23 protein-coding genes and 1 pseudogene are annotated in these 22,984 nt (G+C 69.1%); 13 read left to right on the top strand and 11 right to left on the bottom strand.

From position 1 onward, the window contains the following. Nucleotides 1-4: 4 nt before the first annotated feature. Nucleotides 5-808 carry a MerR family transcriptional regulator gene (locus tag WDU99_RS12415; RefSeq protein WP_337332776.1) on the bottom strand — a complete coding sequence of 268 codons (804 nt, stop codon included), beginning with the start codon at nucleotides 806-808 and terminating at the stop codon, nucleotides 5-7. A gap of 260 nt (nucleotides 809-1,068) precedes the next feature. Beyond that, complete coding sequence (locus WDU99_RS12410; protein WP_337332775.1) at nucleotides 1,069-2,421, bottom strand: MFS transporter; 1,353 nt, start codon at nucleotides 2,419-2,421, stop codon at nucleotides 1,069-1,071. Nucleotides 2,422-2,494: 73 nt separating this feature from the next. On the opposite strand from WDU99_RS12410, the gene WDU99_RS12405 reads away from it, so the two are divergent. Then, nucleotides 2,495-3,121 (top strand): ArsR/SmtB family transcription factor, encoded by a 627-nt coding sequence (locus tag WDU99_RS12405; RefSeq protein WP_337332774.1) that lies wholly within the window; start codon nucleotides 2,495-2,497, stop codon nucleotides 3,119-3,121. A gap of 60 nt (nucleotides 3,122-3,181) precedes the next feature. Here WDU99_RS12405 and WDU99_RS12400 read toward each other — a convergent pair whose 3' ends face one another. The 4 genes from WDU99_RS12400 to WDU99_RS12385 all read right to left on the bottom strand — a co-directional run bounded on the left by WDU99_RS12400 (nucleotide 3,182) and on the right by WDU99_RS12385 (nucleotide 7,158). After that, nucleotides 3,182-3,868: a hypothetical protein gene (locus tag WDU99_RS12400; protein ID WP_337332773.1), complete on the bottom strand. Its 687-nt coding sequence runs from the start codon at nucleotides 3,866-3,868 to the stop codon at nucleotides 3,182-3,184. Then, nucleotides 3,868-4,785 (bottom strand): ABC transporter ATP-binding protein, encoded by a 918-nt coding sequence (locus WDU99_RS12395; RefSeq protein ID WP_337332772.1) that lies wholly within the window; start codon nucleotides 4,783-4,785, stop codon nucleotides 3,868-3,870. Before WDU99_RS12395 ends, WDU99_RS12400 begins: the two co-directional genes overlap by 1 nt. Beyond that, on the bottom strand, nucleotides 4,782-5,168 hold the full coding sequence (locus WDU99_RS12390) for a GntR family transcriptional regulator (protein WP_337332771.1): 387 nt from the start codon (nucleotides 5,166-5,168) through the stop codon (nucleotides 4,782-4,784). Before WDU99_RS12390 ends, WDU99_RS12395 begins: the two co-directional genes overlap by 4 nt. A 73-nt stretch (nucleotides 5,169-5,241) precedes the next feature. Continuing rightward, nucleotides 5,242-7,158: a DUF5107 domain-containing protein gene (locus tag WDU99_RS12385; protein WP_337332770.1), complete on the bottom strand. Its 1,917-nt coding sequence runs from the start codon at nucleotides 7,156-7,158 to the stop codon at nucleotides 5,242-5,244. A 27-nt stretch (nucleotides 7,159-7,185) separates the two neighbouring features. Here WDU99_RS12385 and WDU99_RS12380 point away from each other — a divergent pair. The 7 genes and pseudogenes from WDU99_RS12380 to WDU99_RS12350 all read left to right on the top strand — a co-directional run. Continuing rightward, a pseudogene (locus WDU99_RS12380) lies at nucleotides 7,186-7,482 on the top strand (PH domain-containing protein); the annotation flags it as partial. Nucleotides 7,483-7,540: 58 nt separating this feature from the next. Further along, nucleotides 7,541-7,897, top strand: coding sequence for a hypothetical protein (locus tag WDU99_RS12375; RefSeq protein WP_337332810.1), 357 nt, complete (start codon nucleotides 7,541-7,543; stop codon nucleotides 7,895-7,897). A gap of 17 nt (nucleotides 7,898-7,914) precedes the next feature. Beyond that, complete coding sequence (locus tag WDU99_RS12370) at nucleotides 7,915-9,108, top strand: class I SAM-dependent methyltransferase (RefSeq protein ID WP_337332808.1); 1,194 nt, start codon at nucleotides 7,915-7,917, stop codon at nucleotides 9,106-9,108. A gap of 286 nt (nucleotides 9,109-9,394) precedes the next feature. Beyond that, nucleotides 9,395-10,729: a quaternary amine ABC transporter ATP-binding protein gene (locus tag WDU99_RS12365; protein ID WP_337332769.1), complete on the top strand. Its 1,335-nt coding sequence runs from the start codon at nucleotides 9,395-9,397 to the stop codon at nucleotides 10,727-10,729. Beyond that, complete coding sequence (locus WDU99_RS12360; RefSeq protein WP_337332768.1) at nucleotides 10,729-11,661, top strand: ABC transporter permease; 933 nt, start codon at nucleotides 10,729-10,731, stop codon at nucleotides 11,659-11,661. Before WDU99_RS12365 ends, WDU99_RS12360 begins: the two co-directional genes overlap by 1 nt. A 61-nt stretch (nucleotides 11,662-11,722) precedes the next feature. Further along, entirely contained in the window at nucleotides 11,723-12,643 is a 921-nt protein-coding gene (locus WDU99_RS12355) for a glycine betaine ABC transporter substrate-binding protein (RefSeq protein WP_337332767.1), read from the top strand. Between the two features lie 162 nt (nucleotides 12,644-12,805). After that, the gene (locus tag WDU99_RS12350) at nucleotides 12,806-14,281 is read left to right on the top strand and encodes a lipase maturation factor family protein (protein ID WP_337332766.1); all 1,476 of its coding nucleotides are present in this window, start codon (nucleotides 12,806-12,808) and stop codon (nucleotides 14,279-14,281) included. A gap of 7 nt (nucleotides 14,282-14,288) precedes the next feature. On the opposite strand, the gene WDU99_RS12345 is transcribed toward WDU99_RS12350, so the two are convergent. The 4 genes from WDU99_RS12345 to WDU99_RS12330 form a co-directional block, all read right to left on the bottom strand. Continuing rightward, a complete protein-coding gene (locus WDU99_RS12345; protein WP_337332765.1) occupies nucleotides 14,289-15,236 on the bottom strand; it encodes a Gfo/Idh/MocA family protein in 948 nt (315 codons plus the stop codon). A gap of 124 nt (nucleotides 15,237-15,360) precedes the next feature. Then, complete coding sequence (locus WDU99_RS12340; protein WP_337332764.1) at nucleotides 15,361-16,212, bottom strand: hypothetical protein; 852 nt, start codon at nucleotides 16,210-16,212, stop codon at nucleotides 15,361-15,363. 12 nt (nucleotides 16,213-16,224) lie between these two features. Beyond that, complete coding sequence (locus WDU99_RS12335; RefSeq protein WP_337332763.1) at nucleotides 16,225-16,926, bottom strand: response regulator transcription factor; 702 nt, start codon at nucleotides 16,924-16,926, stop codon at nucleotides 16,225-16,227. After that, nucleotides 16,923-18,173, bottom strand: coding sequence for a sensor histidine kinase (locus WDU99_RS12330; protein ID WP_337332762.1), 1,251 nt, complete (start codon nucleotides 18,171-18,173; stop codon nucleotides 16,923-16,925). Before WDU99_RS12330 ends, WDU99_RS12335 begins: the two co-directional genes overlap by 4 nt. 152 nt (nucleotides 18,174-18,325) lie before the next feature. Here WDU99_RS12330 and WDU99_RS12325 point away from each other — a divergent pair, with 152 nt between their 5' ends. Next, entirely contained in the window at nucleotides 18,326-18,730 is a 405-nt protein-coding gene (locus WDU99_RS12325; protein ID WP_337332761.1) for a hypothetical protein, read from the top strand. Next, nucleotides 18,727-20,214: a multicopper oxidase family protein gene (locus WDU99_RS12320; RefSeq protein ID WP_337332760.1), complete on the top strand. Its 1,488-nt coding sequence runs from the start codon at nucleotides 18,727-18,729 to the stop codon at nucleotides 20,212-20,214. Before WDU99_RS12325 ends, WDU99_RS12320 begins: the two co-directional genes overlap by 4 nt. Nucleotides 20,215-20,223: 9 nt before the next feature. Here WDU99_RS12320 and WDU99_RS12315 read toward each other — a convergent pair whose 3' ends face one another. Next, nucleotides 20,224-20,568, bottom strand: a complete 345-nt coding sequence (locus WDU99_RS12315; protein WP_337332759.1) for a TraR/DksA family transcriptional regulator — start codon at nucleotides 20,566-20,568, stop codon at nucleotides 20,224-20,226. 207 nt (nucleotides 20,569-20,775) lie between these two features. On the opposite strand from WDU99_RS12315, the gene WDU99_RS12310 reads away from it, so the two are divergent. Genes WDU99_RS12310 through WDU99_RS12300 form a run of 3 tightly spaced genes read left to right on the top strand, consistent with a single transcriptional unit; the run spans nucleotide 20,776 to nucleotide 22,947 of the window. After that, the gene (locus tag WDU99_RS12310) at nucleotides 20,776-20,940 is read left to right on the top strand and encodes a hypothetical protein (RefSeq protein WP_337332758.1); all 165 of its coding nucleotides are present in this window, start codon (nucleotides 20,776-20,778) and stop codon (nucleotides 20,938-20,940) included. Nucleotides 20,941-20,944: 4 nt separating this feature from the next. Then, a complete protein-coding gene (locus WDU99_RS12305) occupies nucleotides 20,945-22,675 on the top strand; it encodes an FAD-dependent oxidoreductase (RefSeq protein ID WP_337332757.1) in 1,731 nt (576 codons plus the stop codon). Next, entirely contained in the window at nucleotides 22,672-22,947 is a 276-nt protein-coding gene (locus WDU99_RS12300; RefSeq protein WP_337332756.1) for a metal-sensitive transcriptional regulator, read from the top strand. The genes WDU99_RS12305 and WDU99_RS12300 overlap by 4 nt, the downstream gene beginning before the upstream one ends. Nucleotides 22,948-22,984: the final 37 nt, after the last annotated feature.

The following is a 22,984-nucleotide window of genomic DNA, read 5'->3' as shown; positions in this document are numbered from 1 at the left end:
CAGGTCACGCCCGCGTGACAGGCTGCTGCAGCTCGGTGACCCAGTCGGACTGGTCGTCGGAGACCGCGCGCACGTAGAGCTCGCGGCACGGGCCCGACGGGACGAAGCCGCGGGCGAGGATCTCCTCGTGCAGCGCCATCCAGCTGTGCTGGATCCGATCCATAGCTCCGAGGTGCACACCGCAGATCGCGGTCGCCTCGGCGGGGAGCTCGGCGATCTCGACGCCGTCGAGCGGATGCCCGGAGTACTCATAGCCGACGGTGATCAGCATCCCGTTCTCCTCCGACGCATACTGGGCGATCGGGGTCGCGCGCGATGCGCCGACGGAATCGAGCACCTCGGCGATGGCATCGAACGCGGGGCCTACGACCGCGGCGACGCCCGCCTGTTCGTCGACGGTCGCGGTGCGCGCCGCGAGACGAACGGCGGGCAGGGGCTTCTCGATGATCTCGATGCGGGACATGTGGTTCTCCTCCTGGATGAGCTGGAGCCGCCGTTCCACATCGACGAGTCTCGCCGCCGCGATGCGATGCTCGCGCTCGACCTCAGCGCGACGCTCCTGCAGCAGCGCGGTCAGCCGCTCGGCATCGATCCCGTCGTCCAGCAGCGACGCGACGTCGTCGAGCCCGAACCCGAGCTGACGGAGCGCGACGATGCGGTGCAGCCGGTCGAGCTGCGAGGGATCGTACGAGCGGTAGCCGCTGAACTCGTCCACGTGGGCGGGCACGAGCAGCCCGGCGGTGTCCCAGTGCCGCAGCATCCGATGGGTCACCTGGCCGATCTGCGCGAACGCTCCGATGGACAGCATGTACCCGTTCTCCTGCCTGACACCGTGTGAGGGTCAAGTCTGCCGGATCGGGCCGGCCGGCGCGGTCGGGTGCCGGGGGTTGCCCGCGCACCTGGGATGCCGATGGTTGGTTGCGGCGGTGCTGGGCCGCACTTTCGCATCCCACGCGAGCGAAGGCTGACGTGACGCGCTCGTCCCCGCCCCTGCCGGCCTACGCCGCCCCTGCTCGTTTACGCAACTGAGCAGGGGCGGCGTAGCTGAGGAGGGGCAAGGGCGGTGGGTCAGTGCGACACGGATGCCACGGGTGCGGCATCCTCGAACTGCTTGGCGTGCGCCGACCAGCCGGCCTCGGCCGGCAGCGACCGCAGCGGCCGGTTGACGAGCGCGAGCAGCGCGGCGACCGCGCAGAGCACGCCGCAGAACACGATCGTCGGGGTGCGCCCCGCCCACGCCAGGCCGAACCCCGCGATGAGCGGAGCCAGGGGCATGGCGCCCATGCCCAGCACGCCGGCGGCGCTGTTCGCGCGCCCGAGCAGATGCGAGGGCGTCGCGACCATGAAGTAGCCCATCATCGCCGCATTCAGCGACGGCAGCAGGAACACGGCCGCGCCGAACACGATCGCGATGCCGACCGGCGTGTCGATCACGCTCATGATGAACGCGCCCGCCGTGGTTGTCGTCAGGCCCATGATCATGAGGGTCCCGGCCTTGACACGAGGCACGAGAGTCGGGGCGACGAGTGCTCCGACGAGCATGACGGCGCCGATCGCCGCCGAGATGACGCCGATCGTGAACTCGGAGTGGCCGTCCTGCTGCAGCGAGTAGATCACCGTGGTGACCGCGGCGTTGAAGCCGAGGTTGATGATCGTGATGATGATGAGCACGCCGCTGAGATCAGGACGTGAGAACAGCCACCGGAACCCCTCGCGGATCTCGCGGGCCATCGCCCCGCGCCGGGTCTGCTCCGTCGCGATCGCCGGGTCGGCGTCGGGCCGGGCGCCGGAATCGGAGTCGGTCTCAGCGTCGATACGGACGTCGGATGCCCGTGGCTTCGCCCGTCCCAGCATCCACGCCGTCGCCGCGGCGAACGCGTAGGCAGCCGTCATCACGACGGCGATCAGCCACGCTCCCACCGCGAGCAGCGCGCCGCCCAGCGGACCGCCGGCGAGCTGCAGCGCGGCGTCGCGCCCCTGGTTCGCGGCCTGCGCACGGCCCATCGCCTCGTCCGGGACGATCTGCTTCAGGGCGCTCTCGCTGGCGGGCTCGAACAGTCCGGAGCGCACGCACAGGGCGACCTCGAGCAGCAGCAGCGTGAGGAAGGTCAGCGCCTCGGCGAAGGCGAGCAGCGCGAACGCGCCGCCGATGGCCATTGCGATCAGCGCTCCGACCACCATCATCACGATGCGGTTGTGCCGGTCGGCGAGCGCGCCTCCGATCAGCGTGGTGACCAGGCGCACGGCCATGCCGACGCCGCCGATGATCCCTGCCTGCGCGGGATCGTCGGTGACGAACAGCGCTACCAGCGGGATCGCGAAGCTGAACAGCGTGGTGCCCAGGCCCTTGCTGGTGTCGCTGATCAGCCAGAGCAGGTAGCGCCGGTTGCTCCACAGGCGCACGGGGACTTCGGTCGTCATGACCGCAAGAGTAACTCCGCAAGGAATATTGCGCAAGTAAAGTTGCGCAAATAATCCTGAGTAGACTGCGGGCATGGCGGAGCCAGGCGAGAGCACAGCAGGCGAGAGCACAGCAGGCGGCGAGAGCGCGTCAGAGCGTCGGCACACGACCACGGTCATGACCTCCGCGATGCTCAAGGCCGTCGCCAACCCGCTGCGCCGCCGGATCGTCAACGAGCTCATCAAGCGCAAGCACGCACGGGCCGTCGATCTCGCCGCCGACCTGGACGTCGCGGCCAACACCCTCAGCTTCCACCTGCGGGTGCTCGCCGAGGCCGGTCTGATCGAAGAGGATCCCGAGCACGCGCGAGACCGCCGCGACCGGGTCTGGAAGCCCGCCGAGCTGCACGCGCTCGAGCTCGGCTCACCCGAGCATCCGATGGAGGACGCCGTCGCCGGCACCGCCTTCATGCGCCTGATCATCGATGAGCACGCCGAGCTGATGCGACGCGTCGTCAACTGGACGCCGCAGTTCACCCAGGGTCATGATCCGGTGATGCGCGGGACCTTCCAGCAGCGCAACGCCCGCCTCACCCGCGCCGAGTTCGAGCACGTGCTCAAGAGGATCGGCGAGGCGTTCCAAGAGGTCGAACGCGACCACGACGACCCGGACGCACTTTTCTGGCAGATCGACATCGTCGCGGCCGACGAGACCATCTGAACGCCGCAGGGGCGGATGCCATCGCACCCGCCCCCGTGAGATCCGCCCGCCGATCGGCGGCTACGGCGTCGCCCGGCGCAGCGTCAGGTAGGAGATGACCATGAGCACACCCACCCCGACGAGGCCCCAGAGCGCGACGCCCAGCGCGCCGAGCTGCCCGAGCACGATCCCGACCTGACCCCACAGCTCGAGTCTGGTGATGAGGAACACGGCGGCCACGAGCAGCAGCCCGATGCCGACTCCGACGATGGTGATCATGAGCGCTCCCCAGCGCTTGTAGATCGTGGCACCGGTGAAGCCGATGACGAAGAAGAACAGCGCGAGGGTGAAGTAGATGACGAAGGCGCCACCGGCCCCTGCCGCCCACACGTCGGGGAGGTGGAACATGTACCCGTTCACGCCCCAGCCGTTCGTCAGCAGCTCGATGCCGCCGCCGATGAGGAACAGCACGCCCATGAAGGCGCTGCCGATGATCGCGGCGAGCATGGTGCCGATGAAGAACTCGCGTCGGGTGATGCTGATCGCCTGCGAGAACGGGAAGGTCATCGTCATCGCCGACATGCCGACGGCGAAGAACACCCACAGCGGAGCCTGGCCGCCGCCGCCGTACTTCGGGGTGTCGACGGGGATCATCGCGTAGATCAGCACCGAGATCACGACGGCGGATGCCAGCACGATCAGCGGCACCCAGATGAACGTGTTCTTGTTGATCATCTGCAGCCGGACGACATTCAGTGTGCGTCGCATCAGCGCACCTCCTCAGTGAGTGCGGAAGCGGGGGTGGATGCCGACTGCGCGGCGTTCTGTGTGAGCCGGACGATCAGCTGCTGCAGCGAGACCGGCGCGAGGTCGAGATCCGCGGCGGCGATGGCCGCGCGGTCGGCATCGGTGAGGTGGCCGAGGACGGTGACGGATGCCACGCGCCCGAGCGACTCGCGGTGCAGCACCTCGCGTCCGGCGACGAACGCCTCGACCTTCTCGGCATCGCCCACGACGGTCGATGCGCGCCCGCGGACGGCATCCGTGTCCTCATGCAGCAGGATGCGGCCGGCGTCGATCACGATCACCTTCTCGATAAGGCTCGCCACCTCGTCGATCAGGTGCGACGAGAGAATGATCGTGCGCGGGTGCGCGGCGTAGTCCTCGATGAGGCGGTCGTAGAAGATCTGGCGCGCGACGGCGTCCAGTCCCAGGTACGGCTCGTCGAAGAAGGTGAGCTCGGCGCGGGAAGCCAGGCCGATGATGACGCCCACGGCCGACAGCTGCCCGCGGGAGAGCTTCTTGATGGTCGTCTTCATCGGGAGCTGGAAGTCTTCGATCAGACGCTCCGCGAGCTGCTGGTCCCAGTTGCGGAAGAACAGGCGAGCCGCCTTGAAGGCGTGCGTGGCCGTCGCGTCGTCCGGATACTTCTGGCTCTCGCGGACGAAGCAGACGCGGCTGAGCACCTTCGCGTTCTCGTACGGATGCTCGCCGAACACGCGGGCCTCGCCGGAGGTGGCGAAGTTCTGCGCGGTGAGGATCGACATGAGCGTCGTCTTGCCGGCGCCGTTGCGGCCGAGCAGGCCGTAGATGGTGTCCTTCTCGATCGAGAGCGAGACGCTGTCGAGCGCGAGCTTGTCCTTGTATCGCTTGGTGAGGTTCGTCGCCTCGATGACGGAAGTCATGCGGGGTTCCCTTCGGTGGCCGGCGGGCGCGATGCGCGCTCGCGCAGCAGTGCGGTCAGGTCGTCGGCGCCGAGTCCCAGAGCCTGGGCCTCGGCGATGAGTGGATCGATGTAGCGCTCGACGAACGCCGTGCGGCGCTCGGCGAGCAGCTTTCCCCTGGAGCCTGCGGCCACGAACATGCCGATGCCGCGACGCTTGAGCAGGATGCCCTTGTCGGTCAGCACGGCGACACCTTTCGCGGCGGTGGCGGGGTTGATCCGGTAGAACGCGGCGAGCTCGTTCGTCGACGGCGCCTTCTCGTCCTCGGCGAGGCTGCCGTCGAGGATGGAGTCCTCGATCGCCTCGGCGATCTGGACGAACAGGGGCCTGCCTTCGTCGATCACGTCGCCTCCGGTTAGGTGGTTAGTTACTCGACTAATTAACCACCTAACCGAAGATGTGTCAAGACCGTAGACGTCACTTCATCGAGAACTCGTACCTCTCGGGCACTGGCCGGTCCGGGAAGGCCTCCTGCCAGAGGGCCGACATGCTCAGCTCGCCCTCGCGGATGTCGGGCACCACGAGCTCCGCCTCCAGCATCCGACCCGCCGCTTCGCGGTCGCCGGACGCCAGCGCGGCGCGGATCGCCAGCACTTGCACGCGGCCGTTCTCGCGCACCGCGGGAGCGAGGGATGCCACGAGTGCCGACGCCTCGTCCGCGCGGCCGACCTGCAGCAGAGCGGTGCCGAGCTCGATCACCAGCGGCACGCAATCCGGAGCGATCGAGAGGGCATCCGCCAGGGCCGCGAGGCCAGCATCCACCTCGCCCTCCGCGATCTGCGCCAGGCCGAGGCCGCGCAGCGCCCAGGGCGAGCGGCGCTGCCGCAGCGACGCCTCGTAGTGCGAGGCCGCGCGCGACAGTTCGCCCGACGCGTGTGCGATCACGCCGCGGTGATAGTGCGTCAGCCAGGTCGCCGGGGCGGCGGCGAGCAGCCGATCCCAGCCCTCGCCGTCGACGTATGACGCCGGTGCGTCCGTGGCGTGGTCCTCGGCTTCGTTGGCTCCCTCATCGTCGAGCAGCGCGGTCCAGTAGGAGCCTTCGTCACCGGCATCCCGATCGAAGCGCACGCCTGGCAGTGAATCGAACGCCACCCCCAGGCGCGCGGCGAGCTCGGCTTCGAGCGCGCCCCAGGGCGAGCCGGTGTTCAGCATCCGCCCGGGCGCGGTGTCCCTGACGGCGTCGAGCCGGGCGCCGCCGTCCGTGGCATCCGCAGCGGCGTTCACCGCCTTCTCGACGACGGGCACCGCCGTCGCCCACTCCTCGTCGCGGCGGGTGTCGTCGACGTGCAGCGACAGGAAGCTCTCGCGCCACTCCCAGGTGTCGCCGCCGGGCATCGGCAGGTGCTCGTACTGTGTCGTGGCGAGACCGCCCTGGATCTCGAAGTACGCGCCCGACGCGCCGCCCAGCCAGTCGCACCAGTGCCGGCCGCCGGTGGTGTCGCCCCACACGAACAGCTTGCGGGCGCGCAGCCGTTCGGTCGAGATGTGCGCCAGCCCGGAGCCGTCGGCTTCGAGTGCGGCGATCCACGGCGGCGTGGGCCCCTGAAGGGCGTAGAACCAGTCCGCCGCCGCGGGGGCGGTCGCCGGACGACTGACATCCGGATCGGCGACGTCGACGTACCCGAGCGACCCGTCGTACTGGGTCTGATACGCGTGCGTGGCAGGAACGAACACGCGCGATCCCGCTGTCTGCGCGATCGCGATGTTCGTCCACCAGTACATGCCGGTTTCGCGCGGGTGCGGGTTGCGCACCCGCACCGCGACGTGAAGCGCGGGGGCGCTCGCGTCGAGCGTCGCGTCGAGCTGCACGATGAGGCCGCGCTTGCGCTCGTACTCCCACATGCGCAGCACGGGCTCGCCGTCCGGGGCGACGACCTCGGCGGCGTACAGCGGAGCGGCCGTCAGCGGCCAGTGCCCGCGCATGCCGATGTTCCACTCGACACCGCCCGAGAACCAGGCGTTGCGCAGGGCGAGATTCGCGGGCTGGAAGATCGCATTGCGATACACCAGGTCGCGCCCGGTCGCCTTGTCGAGCAGGCGCACGAGGCGACCGCCGAGGTCGAGGGCGAACTCGGCCCGCAGGTGCTCGTTCTCGAGCACGGCCAGGCGCATCGGCGCGACGGTGCGCTCGCGCGAGTACTGATCCTGTAGCAGATACGGATGGATGCTGGTGACCCGTCCGTACGCGATGCCGGCCGCGATCTCCTCGGACAGGCCGTCGGTCGAGGCCTCATACGGCGCCTCGGGCATCGCCGCCACGGCAGGCAGCGGATTCGGTGCCCCGATCGGCGCGGAGGGCAGCGAGACGGTGGTGAGGCTGAGCGTCGCAGTCATGATGGTGGCCACGCTATCGCCAACCCGGTGCCTCAGCGCTGCAGCATCCGCCACGTGCATGAGAACTCGATTTGGACCGGAGCAGTGCCGGGCTGGGTGCCGCTGGCGGCGCTGACGCTGTGGCCTGTGGCCCTGGCAGCGGGGGTGGTCGCTTATCGTGCGCTCGGCAACGCGATCGCCGGCGACTACCTGGTCGTGCGCTCGGGGCTGTTCAGCCGAACGACGTCCGCGCTGCGCAGAGACGCCGTGAGCACGATCTCGATTCGGCAGTCCCTGCTGCAGAGGCGACTCGGACTCGGCACCGTCGCGGCCATGACCGCGGCAGGCTGGTCGGTCTACGAAGCTCCCGACATGCGCGTGAGCGATGCGCTGGACTTCGCCGATGCCGCCGCGCCGGGGGTGCTCGACGACTTCGTCGAGCGCGTCGTACGTCGACGCGAATCGCGCCGAGGTGACCGCGGGCATCGAGATCGTCGTATCCCACCGCACGCAGGACGGCACGCCCCTGTATCTGCTCGGCACCGAGGAGGACTCCCGGCTGCTGGGCGAGATCCTCGCGACCGGGATGGAGACCGGAGCATTCCGGAGGATGCCGCTGAACGTCGCCGTATCGCTGGTCGAGGCCATGCTCGACGTCTGCACCACCGAGCTGCAGCGCGACGCGACCGCCGACATCGAGCCGTTCGCGACCGAGACGATCACGACGCCGCTGAACGGCTTCGCGGGCGCCGCCCGATGACGACCTACAGTGGGCGAGTGCCCGAGTTCGACTACACGCGCCTGCGGCGCCTCCCCGATGTCGAGGCGCCGAACCTGCAGGCGTGGGATGCCACCGACGAGCTGCTCGTCGAGTGGGCGCTGACTGCGCAGGTGCCCGGCGACGCGATCGCGGTGGTCGGCGACGAGTACGGCGCGATCACGCTCGCGCTGTCGGATGCCGGGATGCACGGCATCCGCGTGCATCAGGATCTGGTGACCGGCCGCCGGGCGCTGGCGAACAACGCCCGGGTGCTGGGCGTCGACGGCGACGCGTTCGCCGCGCACGAGCTCGAAGAGACGCTGCTGGCCGGCGCGCGGCTGGTGCTGGTGCAGCTGCCGAAGTCGCTGGCCGCGCTGGACGAGATCGCGGATGCCGTCGCGCGCTGGGCAGCGCCGGATGTGGTTCTGGTCGCGGGCGGACGGGTCAAGCACATGACCCTCGCGCAGAACGACGTGCTGGCCCGTCACTTCGGCACTGTCCAGCCGCAGCGCGCCACCCGCAAGTCACGCCTCGTCCTGGCATCCGCCCCTCTCTCCATCTCCGCTGAGAAACCACTTCCCGCTCCAGAAACCACCACGCACATGGTTTCTCAGCCCGCAGATGGTTTCTCGCGGGTGGAGTTCACGCTGTGCGCGTACGGCGGGGCGTTCGCGGGCGCGAAGCTCGACATCGGCACCAGGGCTCTGCTCGACGCGATGCCGGCTCTTCGCAGCGCTTCGCTCGCTCCGGAGCCGCGGTCCGGGGTTGTGAACGGCAGCCTCCGGGTGATCGACCTCGGCTGCGGCACGGGCGCGCTCGCCGTGGCGTTCGCGCTGCAGCATCCGACGGCCACCGTCATCGCGACCGACCGCTCAGCCACCGCCGTCCGCTCCGCCCGGGCGACCGCCGCCGCCAACCACCTTGAAGACCGCGTCACCGTAACGCTGGACGACGCCGGGTCGGAGCTGCCCGATGCGAGTGCCGATCTGGTCCTGCTGAACCCGCCCTTCCACCTCGGGGCGAGTGTGCACGAAGGGGCCGGCCGGCGGCTCATCGAGGTCGCCGCGAGGCTTGTGCGACCGGGCGGCGAGGTGTGGACGGTGTTCAACTCGCATCTCGACCATCGGCGCGCTCTGAGTCGTGCCGTGGGCCCCACCGAGCAGGTCGCGCGCACCCCGAAATTCACCGTGACGCGTAGTTCGCGGGCCTGACGAATTCCCCGGTGAGGCCACGAAACGGTAACGAAGATTTGGCACCCGATCAGCCATTTGTTACGGTGGAACGTGGCCCTTGTGGCCAAGACCAGTCCGCGGTCGCATCCTCACGCTGTGCAGTGACACCGAGAATGCGGGCGTAAGGTCGATGATCTCTGCGGGGAGCCCGAAGCGCCCCGACCGCGCCGCGCACGGCAACGAACTGGCGGCCTTGTGATCAAGACCCGGACGTGACCAGACGGACTCGCCGCACACCCTTGAGCCGGTGAGTCACGGGGGAAACGTGTCTGATACCGCTCTTGAAGCGCGCAATCTGTACAAGGTGTTCGGTCGAAATCCGCAGCAGGCGGTGAAGCGCCTGAAGGCGGGGGAGTCCCGCACCGACGTGCTCGATGTCGGAACCGCCGCGGTGATCGACGCCAGCTTCACCGTCAAGCGTGGCGAGATCTTCGTGATCATGGGCCTGTCGGGTTCCGGCAAGTCCACCATCATCCGCATGCTCAACGGCTTGCACGACATCACCGACGGCACCGTCACGATCGCCGGTGACCCGATCACGGGCATCCCGGCGTCGAAGCTGCGCGAGATCCGCCGTGACCACGTGTCGATGGTGTTCCAGCACTTCGCGCTGCTGCCGCACCGTTCGGTGGCCGCCAACGTCGCCTACCCGCTCGAGCTCAAGGGCGTCGGCAAGACCGAGCGCCTGGCCAAGGCCGAGGAGATCCTGTCGATGGTCGGCCTGTCGGGCTGGGGCGACAAGCTGCCCAGCGAGCTCTCCGGCGGCATGCAGCAGCGCGTGGGCATCGCCCGTGCGCTCGCCGCCGACACCGACATCCTGCTGATGGACGAGGCGTTCAGCGCCCTCGACCCGCTGATCCGCCGCGAGATGCAGGAGCAGCTGGTCGAACTGCAGGCCAAGCTGCAGAAGACCATCGTGTTCATCACGCACGACCTGAACGAGGCCATGTTCCTCGGCGACCGGATCGCGGTCATGCGCGACGGCCGCATCGTGCAGATCGGCACGCCCGAGGACATCCTCACCGATCCGGCGAACGACTACGTCGAGCAGTTCGTGCAGGACGTCGACCGTGCCCGCGTGCTGACCGCCGAGAACGTCATGGAGCCGCCGCGGCCCGTCGTGAACGACACCGCCGGTCCGCGCACGGCGCTGCGCCAGATGCGTGACTCGTACATGTCGGCGACCTATGTCGTCGGCCGCGACCGGCACCTGGTCGGCATGGTCACCGACCGCGACGCCGTGAAGCTGGTGCGCAAGGGCGAGACGTCGCTGGCGTCGATCCTGAAGCCGGTGCCGCAGACGGTGAACGCCGACGATGTGCTGATGAACCTGTTCATCCCGTCGGTCGAGTCTCCGCTGCCGCTGGCGGTGACCGATGACGACGAACGACTGCTCGGGGTGATCCCGCGCGTCACTCTGCTGTCGGCGCTGGGCCCGGGGCCCGGGGCGACCGGTGAGCTGACCATCCCGCTGCAGCCGATCCCCTCGACGATGATCGACGAGGTGCTCGAAGAGGCGAACGCCGCCGTGGCGGGCGGGGGGTCGGATGCTGACACCGGCGCCGCCGACAAGGACACGGATGCTGAGGAGGTGCGTTGATGGATGGATTCGAGATTCCGATCGGAACGTGGGTCGAGTTCCTGGTCGATTGGACTCGCGACAATCTGAAGTGGCTCACGCGCGCGATCTCCGATGTGGTCGGTTTCCTCGCTGAGGGCCTGTCCGACCTGCTGATCAGCCCGTCTCCGTGGGTGATGATCGTCGTTCTCGCGCTGATCGCCTGGCTGGTGAGGTCATGGAAGTTCGCGGTGGGCACCATCGTGATGTTCGTGATCATCCTGGGCGTCGGTCAGTGGGAGACCTCGATGCAGACGCTCGCGCTGGTGTTGATCGCCGCGCTCGTGACGGTCGCCGTGGCCGTGCCACTGGGCATCTGGGCGGCGCGCAACGACACGGTCAGCCAGGTGCTCAAGCCCGTGCTCGACTTCATGCAGACCATGCCCTCGCTGGTCTACTTGATCCCGGCGATGGTGTTCTTCGGACTCGGCTTCGTGCCGGGCGTGGTCGCCACCGTGATCTTCTCGCTGCCCCCGGGTGTGCGCCTGACCGAACTGGGTATCCGCGGCGTGGACTCGGAGACGGTCGAGGCCGGACACGCGTTCGGCGCGCGTCCCGGGCAGATCCTCAGTGGCATCCAGCTGCCCCTCGCGATGCCGACCATCATGGCTGGTGTCAACCAGGTGATCATGCTGGCGCTGTCGATGTCTGTCATCGCCGGCATGGCCGGTGCCCCCGGCCTCGGTAAGGAAGTCGTCTCGGCACTGCAGACCATCAACGTCGCGCAGGGCGTCGAGGCCGGCCTCGGCGTGGTCTTCATCGCCGTCTTCCTCGACCGGGTCACCGCCGCGCTGAGCAACCCGCGCGACAACCGCGGCTCGCTGCTGGGCATGCTCAGCAGTCGGCGCGAGGAAGCCCGTCGCGCCTCGGTCGCCAGCTCGGCTCAGACACCCGAGACGATCGCCGCCACCTGAACCCCCCTCACACAGCACATACGAAACGACTGAGTCATACGTGAAGAAAGAAGGAAGCACCATGAACAAGAGGCACCTGACCGGACTCGTCGCGCTGGGCGCGGCGGCATCCCTCGTCCTGACCGGCTGCGCCAGCGGCGACTCCGGTGACAGCGGCGACGCGGGCGCACCTGCGGGCGACGACAAGGGCACGATCACGATGGGGTTCCTCCCCGCGTGGACTGACGGCCTGAGCACCGCCTACCTGCTGGCCGACCAGCTCGAGAAGCTCGGCTACGACATCGAGATGGAAGACGTCGTCGACGCCGGTCCGCTCTATGCAGCGCTCGCCAGCGCCGATGTCGACATGTACCCGTCGGCGTGGTCCGAGGTGACGCACGCCAAGTACATGGAGGAGTTCGGTGACAGCATCGAAGACCTCGGCACCTACTACGACGGCGCCAAGCTCACCATCGCGGTTCCCGAGTACATGGACGACGTGAACTCGATCGAGGACCTCAAGGGCAACGCCGACCAGTTCGACGGCAAGATCATCGGCATCGAGCCGGGCGCAGGCCTCACCGGCGTCACCCAGGACTCGATGATCCCCGAGTACGGTCTCGACGGCGAGTACGAGCTCGTCACCTCGTCGACTGCCGGCATGCTGACCTCGCTCGACACGGCCGTGGCCGCCGAGGAGCCCATCGTCGTCACCCTGTGGCGTCCGTTCTGGGCCTACAATTCGTGGGACATGAAGGACCTCGAAGACCCGAAGGGCGCCATGGGCGACACCGAGGGTCTGCACTTCCTGGGCAAGGAGGGCTTCGCCGAGGAGTTCCCCGAGGCCGCTGACTTCATCGGCAGCGTGAAGCTGACCGACGAGCAGTACGGTGCGCTCGAGGGCCTGGTCACCTCCGACGAGTACAAGGACAAGTCGGCTGAGGCCGTCGACGCCTGGATCGAGGAGTACGGCTCGGACGTCGACTGGCTCATCACCGAGTAAGTCTTCTCTTCGCCGAGGCCCCCTCTGGCCGTCGGCGCCCCCTCTGGATCGCGTGACTCAGAGGGGGCGCGGATGACAGGAGGGGGCCTCGGCGCATCTGGAGGCTGCGCCCCGCGTGTCAAGGCCCCGCGGCGGCGGCAGGGCGCGGCGTAACATGCGGGCATGGACGGGTTCGCCGCCGTCGACTACGGCTTCGCTCGCGAGGTGCTGCAGCGCGGCATCGCCGCACTGTACCTCGTCGCGTTCCTCTCGAGCCTGAACCAGTTCCGCCCGCTGCTCGGGGAGCGCGGGCTGCTTCCCGCGCCGGACCTGCTGGCGTGGGTGGCCGAGTCGCCGAGAAGGCGTCGGATGCTGCATCCGACGCTCTTCTCTCGCATGCGCTACACGGACCGGCGACTGGCCGCGCTGTGCTGGGCCGGCATGGCCGTCGCGGCCGTCCTGGTGGTCGGGCTGCCGCAGCTGGGCCCGCCGTGGGTGCCGATGATCTGCTTCCTGCTGCTGTGGGGCGGGTACATGTCGATCGTCAGCATCGGGCAGACGTTCTACTCGTTCGGCTGGGAGATGCTGCTGCTCGAGGCGGGGTTCCTCGCGGCGTTCCTCGGCTCGGCCGATCAGCCGCCGCCGACGGTCGTCATCGCGCTGTTCTGGTGGCTGCTGTTCCGGCTGGAGTTCGGGGCGGGCATGATCAAGATCCGCGGCGGACGCGAGTGGCGTGATCTGACCGCGCTGACGTATCACCACGAGACCCAGCCGATGCCGGGTCCGCTGAGCCGGCAGGCGCATCTGCTTCCGCGCTGGTTCCACAAGGGCGAGGTGCTCGGCAATCACTTCGCGCAATTGGTGGTGCCGTTCTTCCTGTTCGCGCCGCTGGTGGCCGTGTGGGTCGCCGTCGATGGACCGTGGATCTGGATCGGCACGGTCGCCGCGACGATCATCGTCGCCACCCAGGCATGGCTCGTGATCACCGGCAACTTCGCGTGGTTGAACTGGGCGACCATCGTGATCGCGTTCTCGGCCGTCAGCATCCCGGTCGTTGAGCGAGCGCAGCGAGACGAAACGCGCGCCATTGCCCTCCCGGTCTATTGGATCGTCATCACCTGCGCCGTCGGCCTGCTGTCTGTCGCCCTCAGCTGGCCCGCGCTGCGCAATCTGTTCGCGCACCGACAGCTAATGAACGCGAGCTTCAACCGCTGGCAGCTCGGCAACGCCTACGGCGCCTTCGGCACCGTGACGCGCGAGCGCATCGAGTTGGTGATCGAGGGAACGTCGGATGCTGACCCCGACGCCGCGGAGTGGTCGGAGTACGAGTTCAAGGGCAAGCCCGGAGCCGTCGGCCGCATCCCTCGTCAGTTCGCGCCGTACCATCTGCGGCTCGACTGGCTCATGTGGTTCCTGCCGCTCGGGCACTCGCTCGACGACTGGTTCTCGATGCTGCTCGCCCGCCTGCTGCAGGCCGACGCCGCGACGCTGCGCCTGCTGCGGCACGACCCCTTCGAGGGAGAGGCGCCGCAGTGGGTGCGGGTCGTCTCGTACCGCTACCGCTTCGCGACACGCGCCCAGCACCGCGTGAGCCGAGCCGTCTGGACGCGCGATCGTCGACGGGTGATCGTGCAGCCCGTGAGCCTGCGGGGCAGCTGACCTGAAGTCAGACCGGCACGGGCCGCCCGGTGCGAAGGGACTCGTACGCGGCATCCACCAGGCGCACGGCGGCGACGCCGTCGTCAGGAGTGACGCGCGCGTCGCGCCCGGTGCGGATCGCGTCTGCGAAGTCGGCGAGTTGCGCCCGGTACGGATCGATATCGGATGCCGGTGGCAGATAGCCCTCGCGCTGCCCGGCCGACCCCTGCGTGTCGAACTCGAGTCGTCCCGTCGCGCCGACCACCTGGGCCTGCGAGCGGAACGTCGTCTCGGGGCCGAACCAGTCGGCGCGCAGGTGGCTGACGGCGCCGTTCGCGTGGGTCAGTGAGACGTGCGCCGAGACGGGCGGCATGACCTGCCCGTCCGCCGCCGGCGGATCCTGCGTCGCCGCGACCTCCACCACGGGGCCCGCCAGCCACAATGCCTGGTCGAGGTCGTGGATCATCAGATCACGGATGAGCCCGCCACCGGCATCCTCGGCATAGAACCAGGCCGAATCGGGCGCCGCGACGGTGCGTCGGAAGGTGAGTTCGAGCAGCGCACCCACCGACCCGATCTGCTCTTTCAGCGCCCGGTACCCCTCGAAGTAGCGCACCACATGGGCGGGGAACAGGCGCACATCGGCATCCGATGCAGCCTCGGCCAAGGCGACCGCATCCGCGGTCGTGACCGCGAGCGGCTTCTCGCACACCACATGTCGGCCGCGGGCGAACGCGCGGCGGGCGATGTCGAGATGGGTCGCCGTCGGACTGACGATGTCGACGATCGTCGGCCATTCGATCAGCTCGTCGAGGTCGTCGACGATGGCGATGCCGTAGCGTGCGGCGAGTTCGTCGACGCCGGTGCGGCGCAGGATGCCGACGTCGGCGCCCAGCGCCAGCCAGCCCTCGATATGCGGCGGGGCGATGCCACCCGCCCCGACGATCCCGACCCGCAGAGCCTCGTTGCCGTCCATGCGCCCGAGCCTACGCGCGCGCCTCGCACAGAACGGAGGATTTCGCACGAAATGCCGGAGCAGATGCCGGATCAGGCTCTGCGTTTCGCGCGTCCCCCTGCGTTTCGTGCGGTGGTCAGCGCGGTCATGCCCGTTCGTCGTCGCGCCGCAGGGGCATCGGCTCGGGCATCGGAGCAGGTGCCTGCGAAGGGCGCTCGGCCGCCGGCACAGGACGCTCGGATGCCGGTGCGGGTGCTTCCCGCCGTGCCGACGGCAGTTCGCCGGCGACCTTCTTCTTCAGTACGTCGACGGCTTCGTCCGAGAGCAGGATCAGCCCGTCGAGCTCTTCGCGGACCCGTTTGTAGGCCACGTTGCGCTCGGCCTGCGTGGCGGCCTCGTCGAGGGCGACCGTCAGCATGTGCTGGGCTCGGTCGAGGCGCTTGCGCTCGGCCTCGCTGAAGGTCGAGTTGCGCAGCCTGCGGGCATCGCGCTCGGCCACCTCGAACGCCACGGAGTAGTTGCCGACGGCTTCCAGGTACTCGGCGATCTCGGTCTCGCTCACCTTGGCATCCGACGATGCCGGGCGCAGAGTGTCGGCCGTCTTCTTGGCGCGCAGGAACGCCGCCGTCAGGGGCTGGCGACCATCGCTCATCGCGGGGAAGGCGATCAGCTTCGCGACGTCGAGCTCGTAATCGAGCCAGCGCGCGGTGACCTCGTCATGCTCGGCGAAGAGCTTCTCGAGCATGTGCTTCGTCGACTGGCGCTCGTCGGCGGCGACCTGTCTTGCGTTCTTGTGCGCGGGCGCGGATCCGCGCGCGGCGAGCTGCGCGGCTTTGAGCTCGCCCTTCAGGCGCAGCGTCTCCATACGGCGCTCGTGACGGCGCTTGGCACTGCGCTCCCAGGCCTTGCCGATGCCCCCGGCGACACCCATGATCGGGAACACCAGCCACCAATAGTTGCCGGCGAACTCCCAGAAGCCCTGCATGAACACATCCATGATGTGCTCAGCCTAGTTCCGCGGAGGCCCAAGGTCGGACGCAGTTCCCCCTGCCCGCACGAGTCCCGTCTCGTAGGCCAGCACGATCAGCGCTGCGCGGTCTCTGGCGCCGAGGCGGCCGAGCAGGCGGCTGACGTATGTGCGTGCGGTGGCTGGGCTCAGGAAGAGGCTGTCGCCGATCTCGTCGTTGGTCAGGCCGCGCCCGATCAGCGTGAGCACCTCGATCTCTCGCTCGGTCAGCCCCTCCAGTGAGCGACGGTCGGGTTCGCCGCTTCGTCCCTCGGCGGCAGCACGCATCACCGTCGCGGTCACCGCGGGTGACAGCAGCGAGTCTCCGGCGGCCACCGTGCGGATCGCCGACCGCAGATCCTGCGGAGAGACATCCTTCAGCAGGTATCCGGCCGCGCCGGCGCGGATCGCGGCGTAGACGTGGTCATCCTCGTCGAAGGTGGTGAGCACGAGCACCCGCACGCCGGACAACGCGTCGTCCGCGATGATCTCGCGTGTCGCGTGCACACCGTCCATCACGGGCATCCGAATGTCCATCAGCACCACATCGGGTCGCAGCTCGCGCACCCTCGCCAGCCCGGTGCGTCCGTCGTGCGCCTCACCGACGACGGTGATGTCGCCGTCGCGCTCGGCCAGCGGCCGCAGCCCGGCGCGGACGAGTTCCTGATCGTCCACGATCACGAGGCGAATCGGCTGGGCGTTCACGACGGCTCCTCCCGTGTGGGCAGGGCACTGCCGCGCGGTTCGTCAAGCTCGGGTGCGTCGAGGGGCAATATCGCGTCGACCACGAAGCCGGATGCTGAGCGGACCGTGCTCAGCGTTCCCCCGAGCAGCTCGGCGCGCTCGCGCATGCCGCGGATGCCCGCGCCGTCGGTCGCAGCCCCGTCGATCGCTGCCCCGTCGGTCGCCGCGCCGTCACGCCCTTCACCGTCGGCCGCGGCACCGTCATCGGCGATGCGCAGTTCGAGTCGCCGATCGACCAGGCGAGCCGACACGGCGACGCAAGACGCGTACGCGTGCCGCAGCACGTTGGTGAGCGACTCCTGCACGATCCGGTACGCCGCCGCATCCACTCCTGCGGGCAGCGTCAGCGCGGTGAGATCGACGTCGACGCGAACCCCTGCCGCGCGGACGGCGGCGAGCAGCGGGTCGACCGATCCGAGACCCAGCACCGGCGCTGCCTCGGGCAGGTGATCTGCCCGCAGCACCTTCACGGTGCGCCGCAGTTCGCGCAGGGCATCCGACGTCGCGGCCCTCACCTCGGCGAGGGCCGCGCGGGTGGCCGGGAGGTCGTCGGCCTCCGCCGCGACGCCGGCGTGCAGCGATGCCACCGACAGCGTGTGCCCGATCGTGTCGTGCAGGTCGCGGGCGATCTGCATCCGCTCGGCCTGCCTGCGGGCCTGGGCGGCGTGGGTCTGCTCCGCGGCGGTCAACTCGGCGATCCGCGCTGAGCGCTCTCGAGCCTCGCGCACCATGCGCACCACCACCCCCAGTGCGATCGCCGCGGCCGCCAGGGCGAGCTCGGTGACGAAGGAGTAGCCGTCGAGCGCTGCCGTCGGCTCGGTGCCGTCCATGCGATAGAAGGATGCGACCGCGATCAGCACGGTCGCGCATCCGATGGCCCACAGCGTCCGGCGCATCTCGGCCGCCGAGTACAGCGCTCCGACCGCCGGAAGCACCATGCCGATCGGAGGGAACCCGGCCGCGTAGTAGCCGAAGATCCCGATGATCGTCGTGATCAGCACGAGCACAGGGAAACGCCGCCTCAGCAGCAGCAGCGCACCGAACGCCGCAGCGCACACGATGCCCTCCACGGGTGAGATCTCCGAGCGGTCGACGGCGACCACCAGCGAGATCACCAGCGTCACCGAGACCGCCAGGGCTGCGTCGGCCACACGCGCATCCCTGCGCGCGCGGCGATCGGATGCCAGGGGCGGGCGCGCTGCGGTCACACTCCCAGACTACGAACCTGCCGCCCGACGCACAGTCGCCTCTGCGCGTCATCCCCGTCGCCCGGAGGCGATCATGCCGTCGCCCGGTGCGGACGCGAACAGACGCCTGCGGGCCGATGTCCGCGCGCTGCCGCGGCGGAAGTGTGGAGGGCATGAACACGAACACCGCATCTCCCACCCGTCGACCACTGCCGTGGCTGCTGATCATCGGCATGAGTTCACTCGCTCTGCTCTGGCCCATCACGGCGCTCTGGAACATCGGGCACGGGCTGCCCCGCGCGCTGAGCATCCTCGGCATCACCTTCGTCGTCTGGGTCGGCGTCGTCGGCTTCGCGCGGGTGCCCCGCCCGGTGCTGACCCTGACCGTCACCGGCGTGCTGCACGGTCTCATCGCCCTCGTGCTCGCCGGGCTCGTCTCCCGCGGTGGCCCGCTGGGCGACGTCGCGACTCTGTGGGTGCTCATCCCCGAGCTCCTCATGAGCGCTGCGGCCGGGGCGCTCTCGGGCGTGATCGCCCTGGGCGTGCAGAGAGCGCTCGGCGCGCGGGGTGCCTCATGAGCCGGGTATCCAGGCTGGCATCGATCGCGATGCTCGCCCTGGTGGCATCCGCGCTCACCGCGTGCGGCGTCTCCACGTCGCCCGTGGCCGAGCAGCCGTTCGAGAACGAACTGGCGATCCCGCCGCTGGCGCACTCCACGGTCGACGACGGGGTGCGCACGTTCCACCTGTCGGCACAGGAGGGCATGACGCGATTCCCCGGGGCGTCGGCGCCGACCGAGACCTGGGGTTTCAACGGCGCCTTCCTCGGGCCGACGCTGCGCGCGCAGCGCGGCGAGAAGGTCGCGATCGAGATCGACAACGAGCTGCCCGAGCCGACCAGCGTGCACTGGCACGGCATGCACCTACCCGCCGCGATGGACGGCGGCCCCCACCAGATGATCGACGCCGGCGAGCACTGGCGGCCCACCTGGATCATCGACCAGCCGGCGGCGACACTCTGGTACCACCCGCACCCACACGGCGAGACCGAAGCGCACGTGTACCGCGGTCTCGCCGGCATGTTCATCCTGGATGACGACGCCAGCGTCGCCGCTGATCTGCCGCACGAGTACGGGATCGATGACCTGCCCATGATCGTGCAGGATCGCTCGTTCAATCGAGACGGTGAGTTCGAGTTGCAGCACGACGGTGCCGAGCCGGGAATGCTCGGCGACACCGTCATGGTCAACGGCACGGTCGGCGCCGTCCAGCAGGTGACGACCGAACGGGTGCGGCTGCGGCTGCTGAACGGCTCGACGGCACGGACGTACACGTTCGCGTTCCCCGACCGTCCCATGACCATGATCGCCGGTGACGGCGGCTTCCTCGACGCGCCGCTGACCCTCGACGAACTGCGCCTCGCGCCCGGGGAGCGGGCAGAGGTGGTGGTGGATTTCGCCGCGGGCGAGACCGTGCGGATGCGGTCGCTGAAGACGGACCTGGGCGGCATCGCCGTTCCCGGCACGACGGGGGCGAATGATGCGTTCGACGTCGTGGAGTTCCGTGTGGCCGACGAATTGGTGCCGTCACCGGAGCCGTCGTGGTCGCCTGCCGCGGAAGCCGATGCTGACGCGCTGCACGAGGAGGACGCCACCGTCACCCGTGCGTTCGAACTGGAGGGCCGCGAGATCAACGGCGAGAGGATGGACATGTCGCGCATCGACGAGATCGCCTACGTCGGCGACACCGAGGTGTGGGAGGTGACGAGCACCCAGCCGATTCCGCACAGCTTCCACGTGCACGACGTGCAGTTCCGCATCCTGTCGATCGGCGGTCAGGCTCCGCCGCCTGAGCTCGCGGGCCCGAAGGACACGGTCTATCTGATGCCGAACGTGCAGTACCGGCTGCTACTGCGCTTCGAGGACTACGCCGACCCCACCATGCCGTACATGTACCACTGCCACATGCTGCGGCACGAGGACGAAGGCATGATGGGCCAGTTCGTCGTCATCGAGCGCGGCCAGGAAGGCGACGTGGGGATGCCAGAGGGGCACCACCACTGAGCGGGCAGCTCACCCGACCTGCTCCGCGCACGGCACGCACAGTTCGGCGAACGGCCGCACCTCCAGCCGGGCGGCCGGGATCGGCTTCCCGCACCGGGCGCAGATGCCGTAGGTGCCGGCATCGACGCGCGCCAGTGCGACGTCGAACTGTCGCAGCTCGTCGGCGGCAGCATCCGACAACGCCGACAGGCGCGACCACTCCGACGACAGCGTCACGCCCTCGGGATCGTGCTCGTCGTCATCGTTGGATCCCTGCCGGTCGCGCACGAGGTCGGCCAGGGCGGATGCCGCCGTCTCGGCGCGCACGGCGGCCTCGGCCCGCAAGGCCTCGAGGTTCGCCCGCACATCCGTCATGCGCTCCACCCTAGGTCGACGAAGAGGCGGCGACTCGGATCTGCGCCACTTTCCTGCATCTGCGCCATCGATCAATGGCGCGGATGAAGGAATGTGGCGCGCACGCGGAAGAATCGGATGCCTTGCACAGCGCACTCGCAGATACCCCCAGGGGTATCTGATACCCTCGGGGGTATCGCACGAGCAGATTCGAGGAGAGCACCAGACATGTGTCGAGCAGTGACCTGCCGCAAGTGCGGCAAGACCACGTGGGCCGGATGCGGCCAGCACGTCGACAGCGTGATGCGCGGCATCCGACCGTCCGACCGCTGCCGTGGCCACGAGAACGAGCCGAGCACCGGCTTCTTCGCCAAGCTGTTCGGACGGGCGTGATCGCATGCGCGTGATCATCATCGGGGGCGTCGCCGGTGGCATGTCGGCCGCCACCCGCCTGCGCCGACTCGACGAGACCGCCGAGATCATCGTGATCGAGCAGGGCGACTACGTCAGCTTCGCCAACTGCGGCCTGCCCTACTACGTCGGCGGCGTCATCCCCGAGCGCCAGTCGCTGCTGCTGCAGACACCCGAGTCGCTGCGCGCCCGCTTCGCGCTCGACGTGCGCACCCGTCACCAGGCCGTCGCGATCGACCGCGCGGCCAAGACGGTCAGCATCCGCGACACCCGCACGCGCACGATCACGCATGAAGCGTACGATCACCTCATCCTCGCCACCGGAGCGACTCCGCGTGACGCCTTCGGTCAGATCGAGGGCGGGCCAGTCGTGTCGACCCTGCGCACGATCGACGACGTCGACCGCATCACTCTCGCACTCCAAGAGGTGCCCGGTACAGGCCGCGCCGCCGAACCGAAGAAGCGCGCCGTCGTCGCCGGCGGTGGATTCATCGGGCTGGAGGCCGTCGAGAACCTCGTGCACCGCGGCCTCGACGTCACGCTCGTGCAGCACGGCGCGCACCCGCTGAGCCCGCTCGACCCCGAGATGGCGGCGGTCGTCGTCGACGAGTTGACCGCCCGCGGCGTCGACCTGCGGATGCACACCTCGGTGCAGTCGATGGATGCTGACGGTGTACACCTCGACGACGGCACCATCGTGCCCGCCGACATCGTGATCGATGCCAGAGGGGTCCGCCCGGCAGCATCCATCGCCACCGATGCGGGACTGGCCACCGGACCAACCGGCGGCATCGCAGTCGACGGTCTGCAGCGCACCAACGACCCGCGCATCGTCGCCGTCGGCGACGCGGTGGAGAAGATCGACGCGATCTCGGCCGAGCCGACCCTCGTCACCATGGCCGGACTCGCGAACCGCCACGGTCGCACGGCCGCCGACGCCATCGCCTGGGAGCACGGGCTGCTCGAGGAGCGCCCCGACGACGCCGTGCCCGCTGTCGGCACTGCGATCGTCGGCGTCTTCGGCCTGGCCGTCGCGATGGTCGGGTGGAGCGAGAGGCGGCTGACGGATGCTGGGCGCGCGCACCGCGTGATCCATGCGCATCCCGCCGACCACGCCAGCTACTACCCCGGCTCCGAGCGGCTCACGATGAAGATGCTCGTCGACCCCGACACCGATCTCATCCTCGGTGCGCAGGTGATCGGACGCCACGGCGCCGACAAGCGCATCGATGTCATCGCCACGGCCATGCAGGCGGGGCTCACCGCTTCGCAGCTGAGTCGTCTCGAACTGGCGTACGCACCGCAGTTCGCCTCGGCGAAGGATCCCGTCAACATGCTCGGCTACATCGCCGACAACGCCGCGACCGGGTTGACCGAGAGCATCCAGTGGCACGAGGTCGATGCCGCGGTAGCCGCGGGGGCGACCGTCATCGATGTGCGCACCGAGGCCGAGCACGCGGGCGGGTCGATCCCGGGCAGCCTCAACGTCCCGGTCGACGAGCTGCGCGAGCGGATCGACGACCTGCCACCGGGCGAATTGATCGTGCACTGCCAGGTCGGTCAGCGCGGTCACACCGCCGTCCGGCTGCTGCGGCAGCGTGGGCGCCGGGCCCGCAACCTCGACGGCGGCTACCTGACCTGGGCGGCCGGAACACGAATGAGCGCCGATGCCCGCGAGAGCGCCGGCACCGGCATCCGAGAGAAGGAGATGGCATGAGCAGCCAGGCATCCGCCGACGACATCCGCAAGGTCGTCAACCGGCTCAAGCGCGCCCGCGGGCAGCTGACCGCGGTGATCGACGCCATGGAGACCGACGCCGACTGTCGCGACGTCGTGCTGCAGCTCGCCGCCGTCGGCAAGGCCATCGACCGGGCCGGGTTCGCGGTCATCAGCACCGCCCTGCGCACCTGCGTGACCGAGGGAGAGGATGCCGACGACGACGCACCCAGCATGCAGGAGCTCGAGAAGCTGTTCCTCACGCTCGCCTGATCTCGTGGGAACGGATGCAGGACGTCTGAACGCCTGC

The organism is Microbacterium bandirmense, from assembly GCF_037204185.1.
Taxonomy (GTDB): domain Bacteria; phylum Actinomycetota; class Actinomycetes; order Actinomycetales; family Microbacteriaceae; genus Microbacterium; species Microbacterium bandirmense.
Note: the sequence above shows the minus strand (reverse complement) of the source record. Positions and strands in the feature narration are given on the sequence as shown.

Bases quoted from the DNA above. Each gene is read 5' to 3' on its own strand.
- WDU99_RS12305 (WP_337332757.1), top strand. From the start codon at position 20,945: ATGCGCGTGATCATCATCGGGGGCGTCGCCGGTGGCATGTCGGCCGCC.
- WDU99_RS12350 (WP_337332766.1), top strand. From the start codon at position 12,806: ATGGACGGGTTCGCCGCCGTCGACTACGGCTTCGCTCGCGAGGTGCTG.
- WDU99_RS12300 (WP_337332756.1), top strand. From the start codon at position 22,672: ATGAGCAGCCAGGCATCCGCCGACGACATCCGCAAGGTCGTCAACCGG.
- WDU99_RS12360 (WP_337332768.1), top strand. From the start codon at position 10,729: ATGGATGGATTCGAGATTCCGATCGGAACGTGGGTCGAGTTCCTGGTC.
- WDU99_RS12405 (WP_337332774.1), top strand. From the start codon at position 2,495: ATGGCGGAGCCAGGCGAGAGCACAGCAGGCGAGAGCACAGCAGGCGGC.
- WDU99_RS12315 (WP_337332759.1), bottom strand. From the start codon at position 20,568: ATGACGGATGTGCGGGCGAACCTCGAGGCCTTGCGGGCCGAGGCCGCC.
- WDU99_RS12325 (WP_337332761.1), top strand. From the start codon at position 18,326: ATGAACACGAACACCGCATCTCCCACCCGTCGACCACTGCCGTGGCTG.
- WDU99_RS12375 (WP_337332810.1), top strand. From the start codon at position 7,541: ATGCCGCCGCGCCGGGGGTGCTCGACGACTTCGTCGAGCGCGTCGTAC.
- WDU99_RS12310 (WP_337332758.1), top strand. From the start codon at position 20,776: ATGTGTCGAGCAGTGACCTGCCGCAAGTGCGGCAAGACCACGTGGGCC.
- WDU99_RS12415 (WP_337332776.1), bottom strand. From the start codon at position 808: ATGCTGTCCATCGGAGCGTTCGCGCAGATCGGCCAGGTGACCCATCGG.
- WDU99_RS12410 (WP_337332775.1), bottom strand. From the start codon at position 2,421: ATGACGACCGAAGTCCCCGTGCGCCTGTGGAGCAACCGGCGCTACCTG.
- WDU99_RS12345 (WP_337332765.1), bottom strand. From the start codon at position 15,236: ATGGACGGCAACGAGGCTCTGCGGGTCGGGATCGTCGGGGCGGGTGGC.
- WDU99_RS12340 (WP_337332764.1), bottom strand. From the start codon at position 16,212: ATGGATGTGTTCATGCAGGGCTTCTGGGAGTTCGCCGGCAACTATTGG.
- WDU99_RS12400 (WP_337332773.1), bottom strand. From the start codon at position 3,868: ATGCGACGCACACTGAATGTCGTCCGGCTGCAGATGATCAACAAGAAC.
- WDU99_RS12320 (WP_337332760.1), top strand. From the start codon at position 18,727: ATGAGCCGGGTATCCAGGCTGGCATCGATCGCGATGCTCGCCCTGGTG.
- WDU99_RS12355 (WP_337332767.1), top strand. From the start codon at position 11,723: ATGAACAAGAGGCACCTGACCGGACTCGTCGCGCTGGGCGCGGCGGCA.
- WDU99_RS12385 (WP_337332770.1), bottom strand. From the start codon at position 7,158: ATGACTGCGACGCTCAGCCTCACCACCGTCTCGCTGCCCTCCGCGCCG.
- WDU99_RS12395 (WP_337332772.1), bottom strand. From the start codon at position 4,785: ATGACTTCCGTCATCGAGGCGACGAACCTCACCAAGCGATACAAGGAC.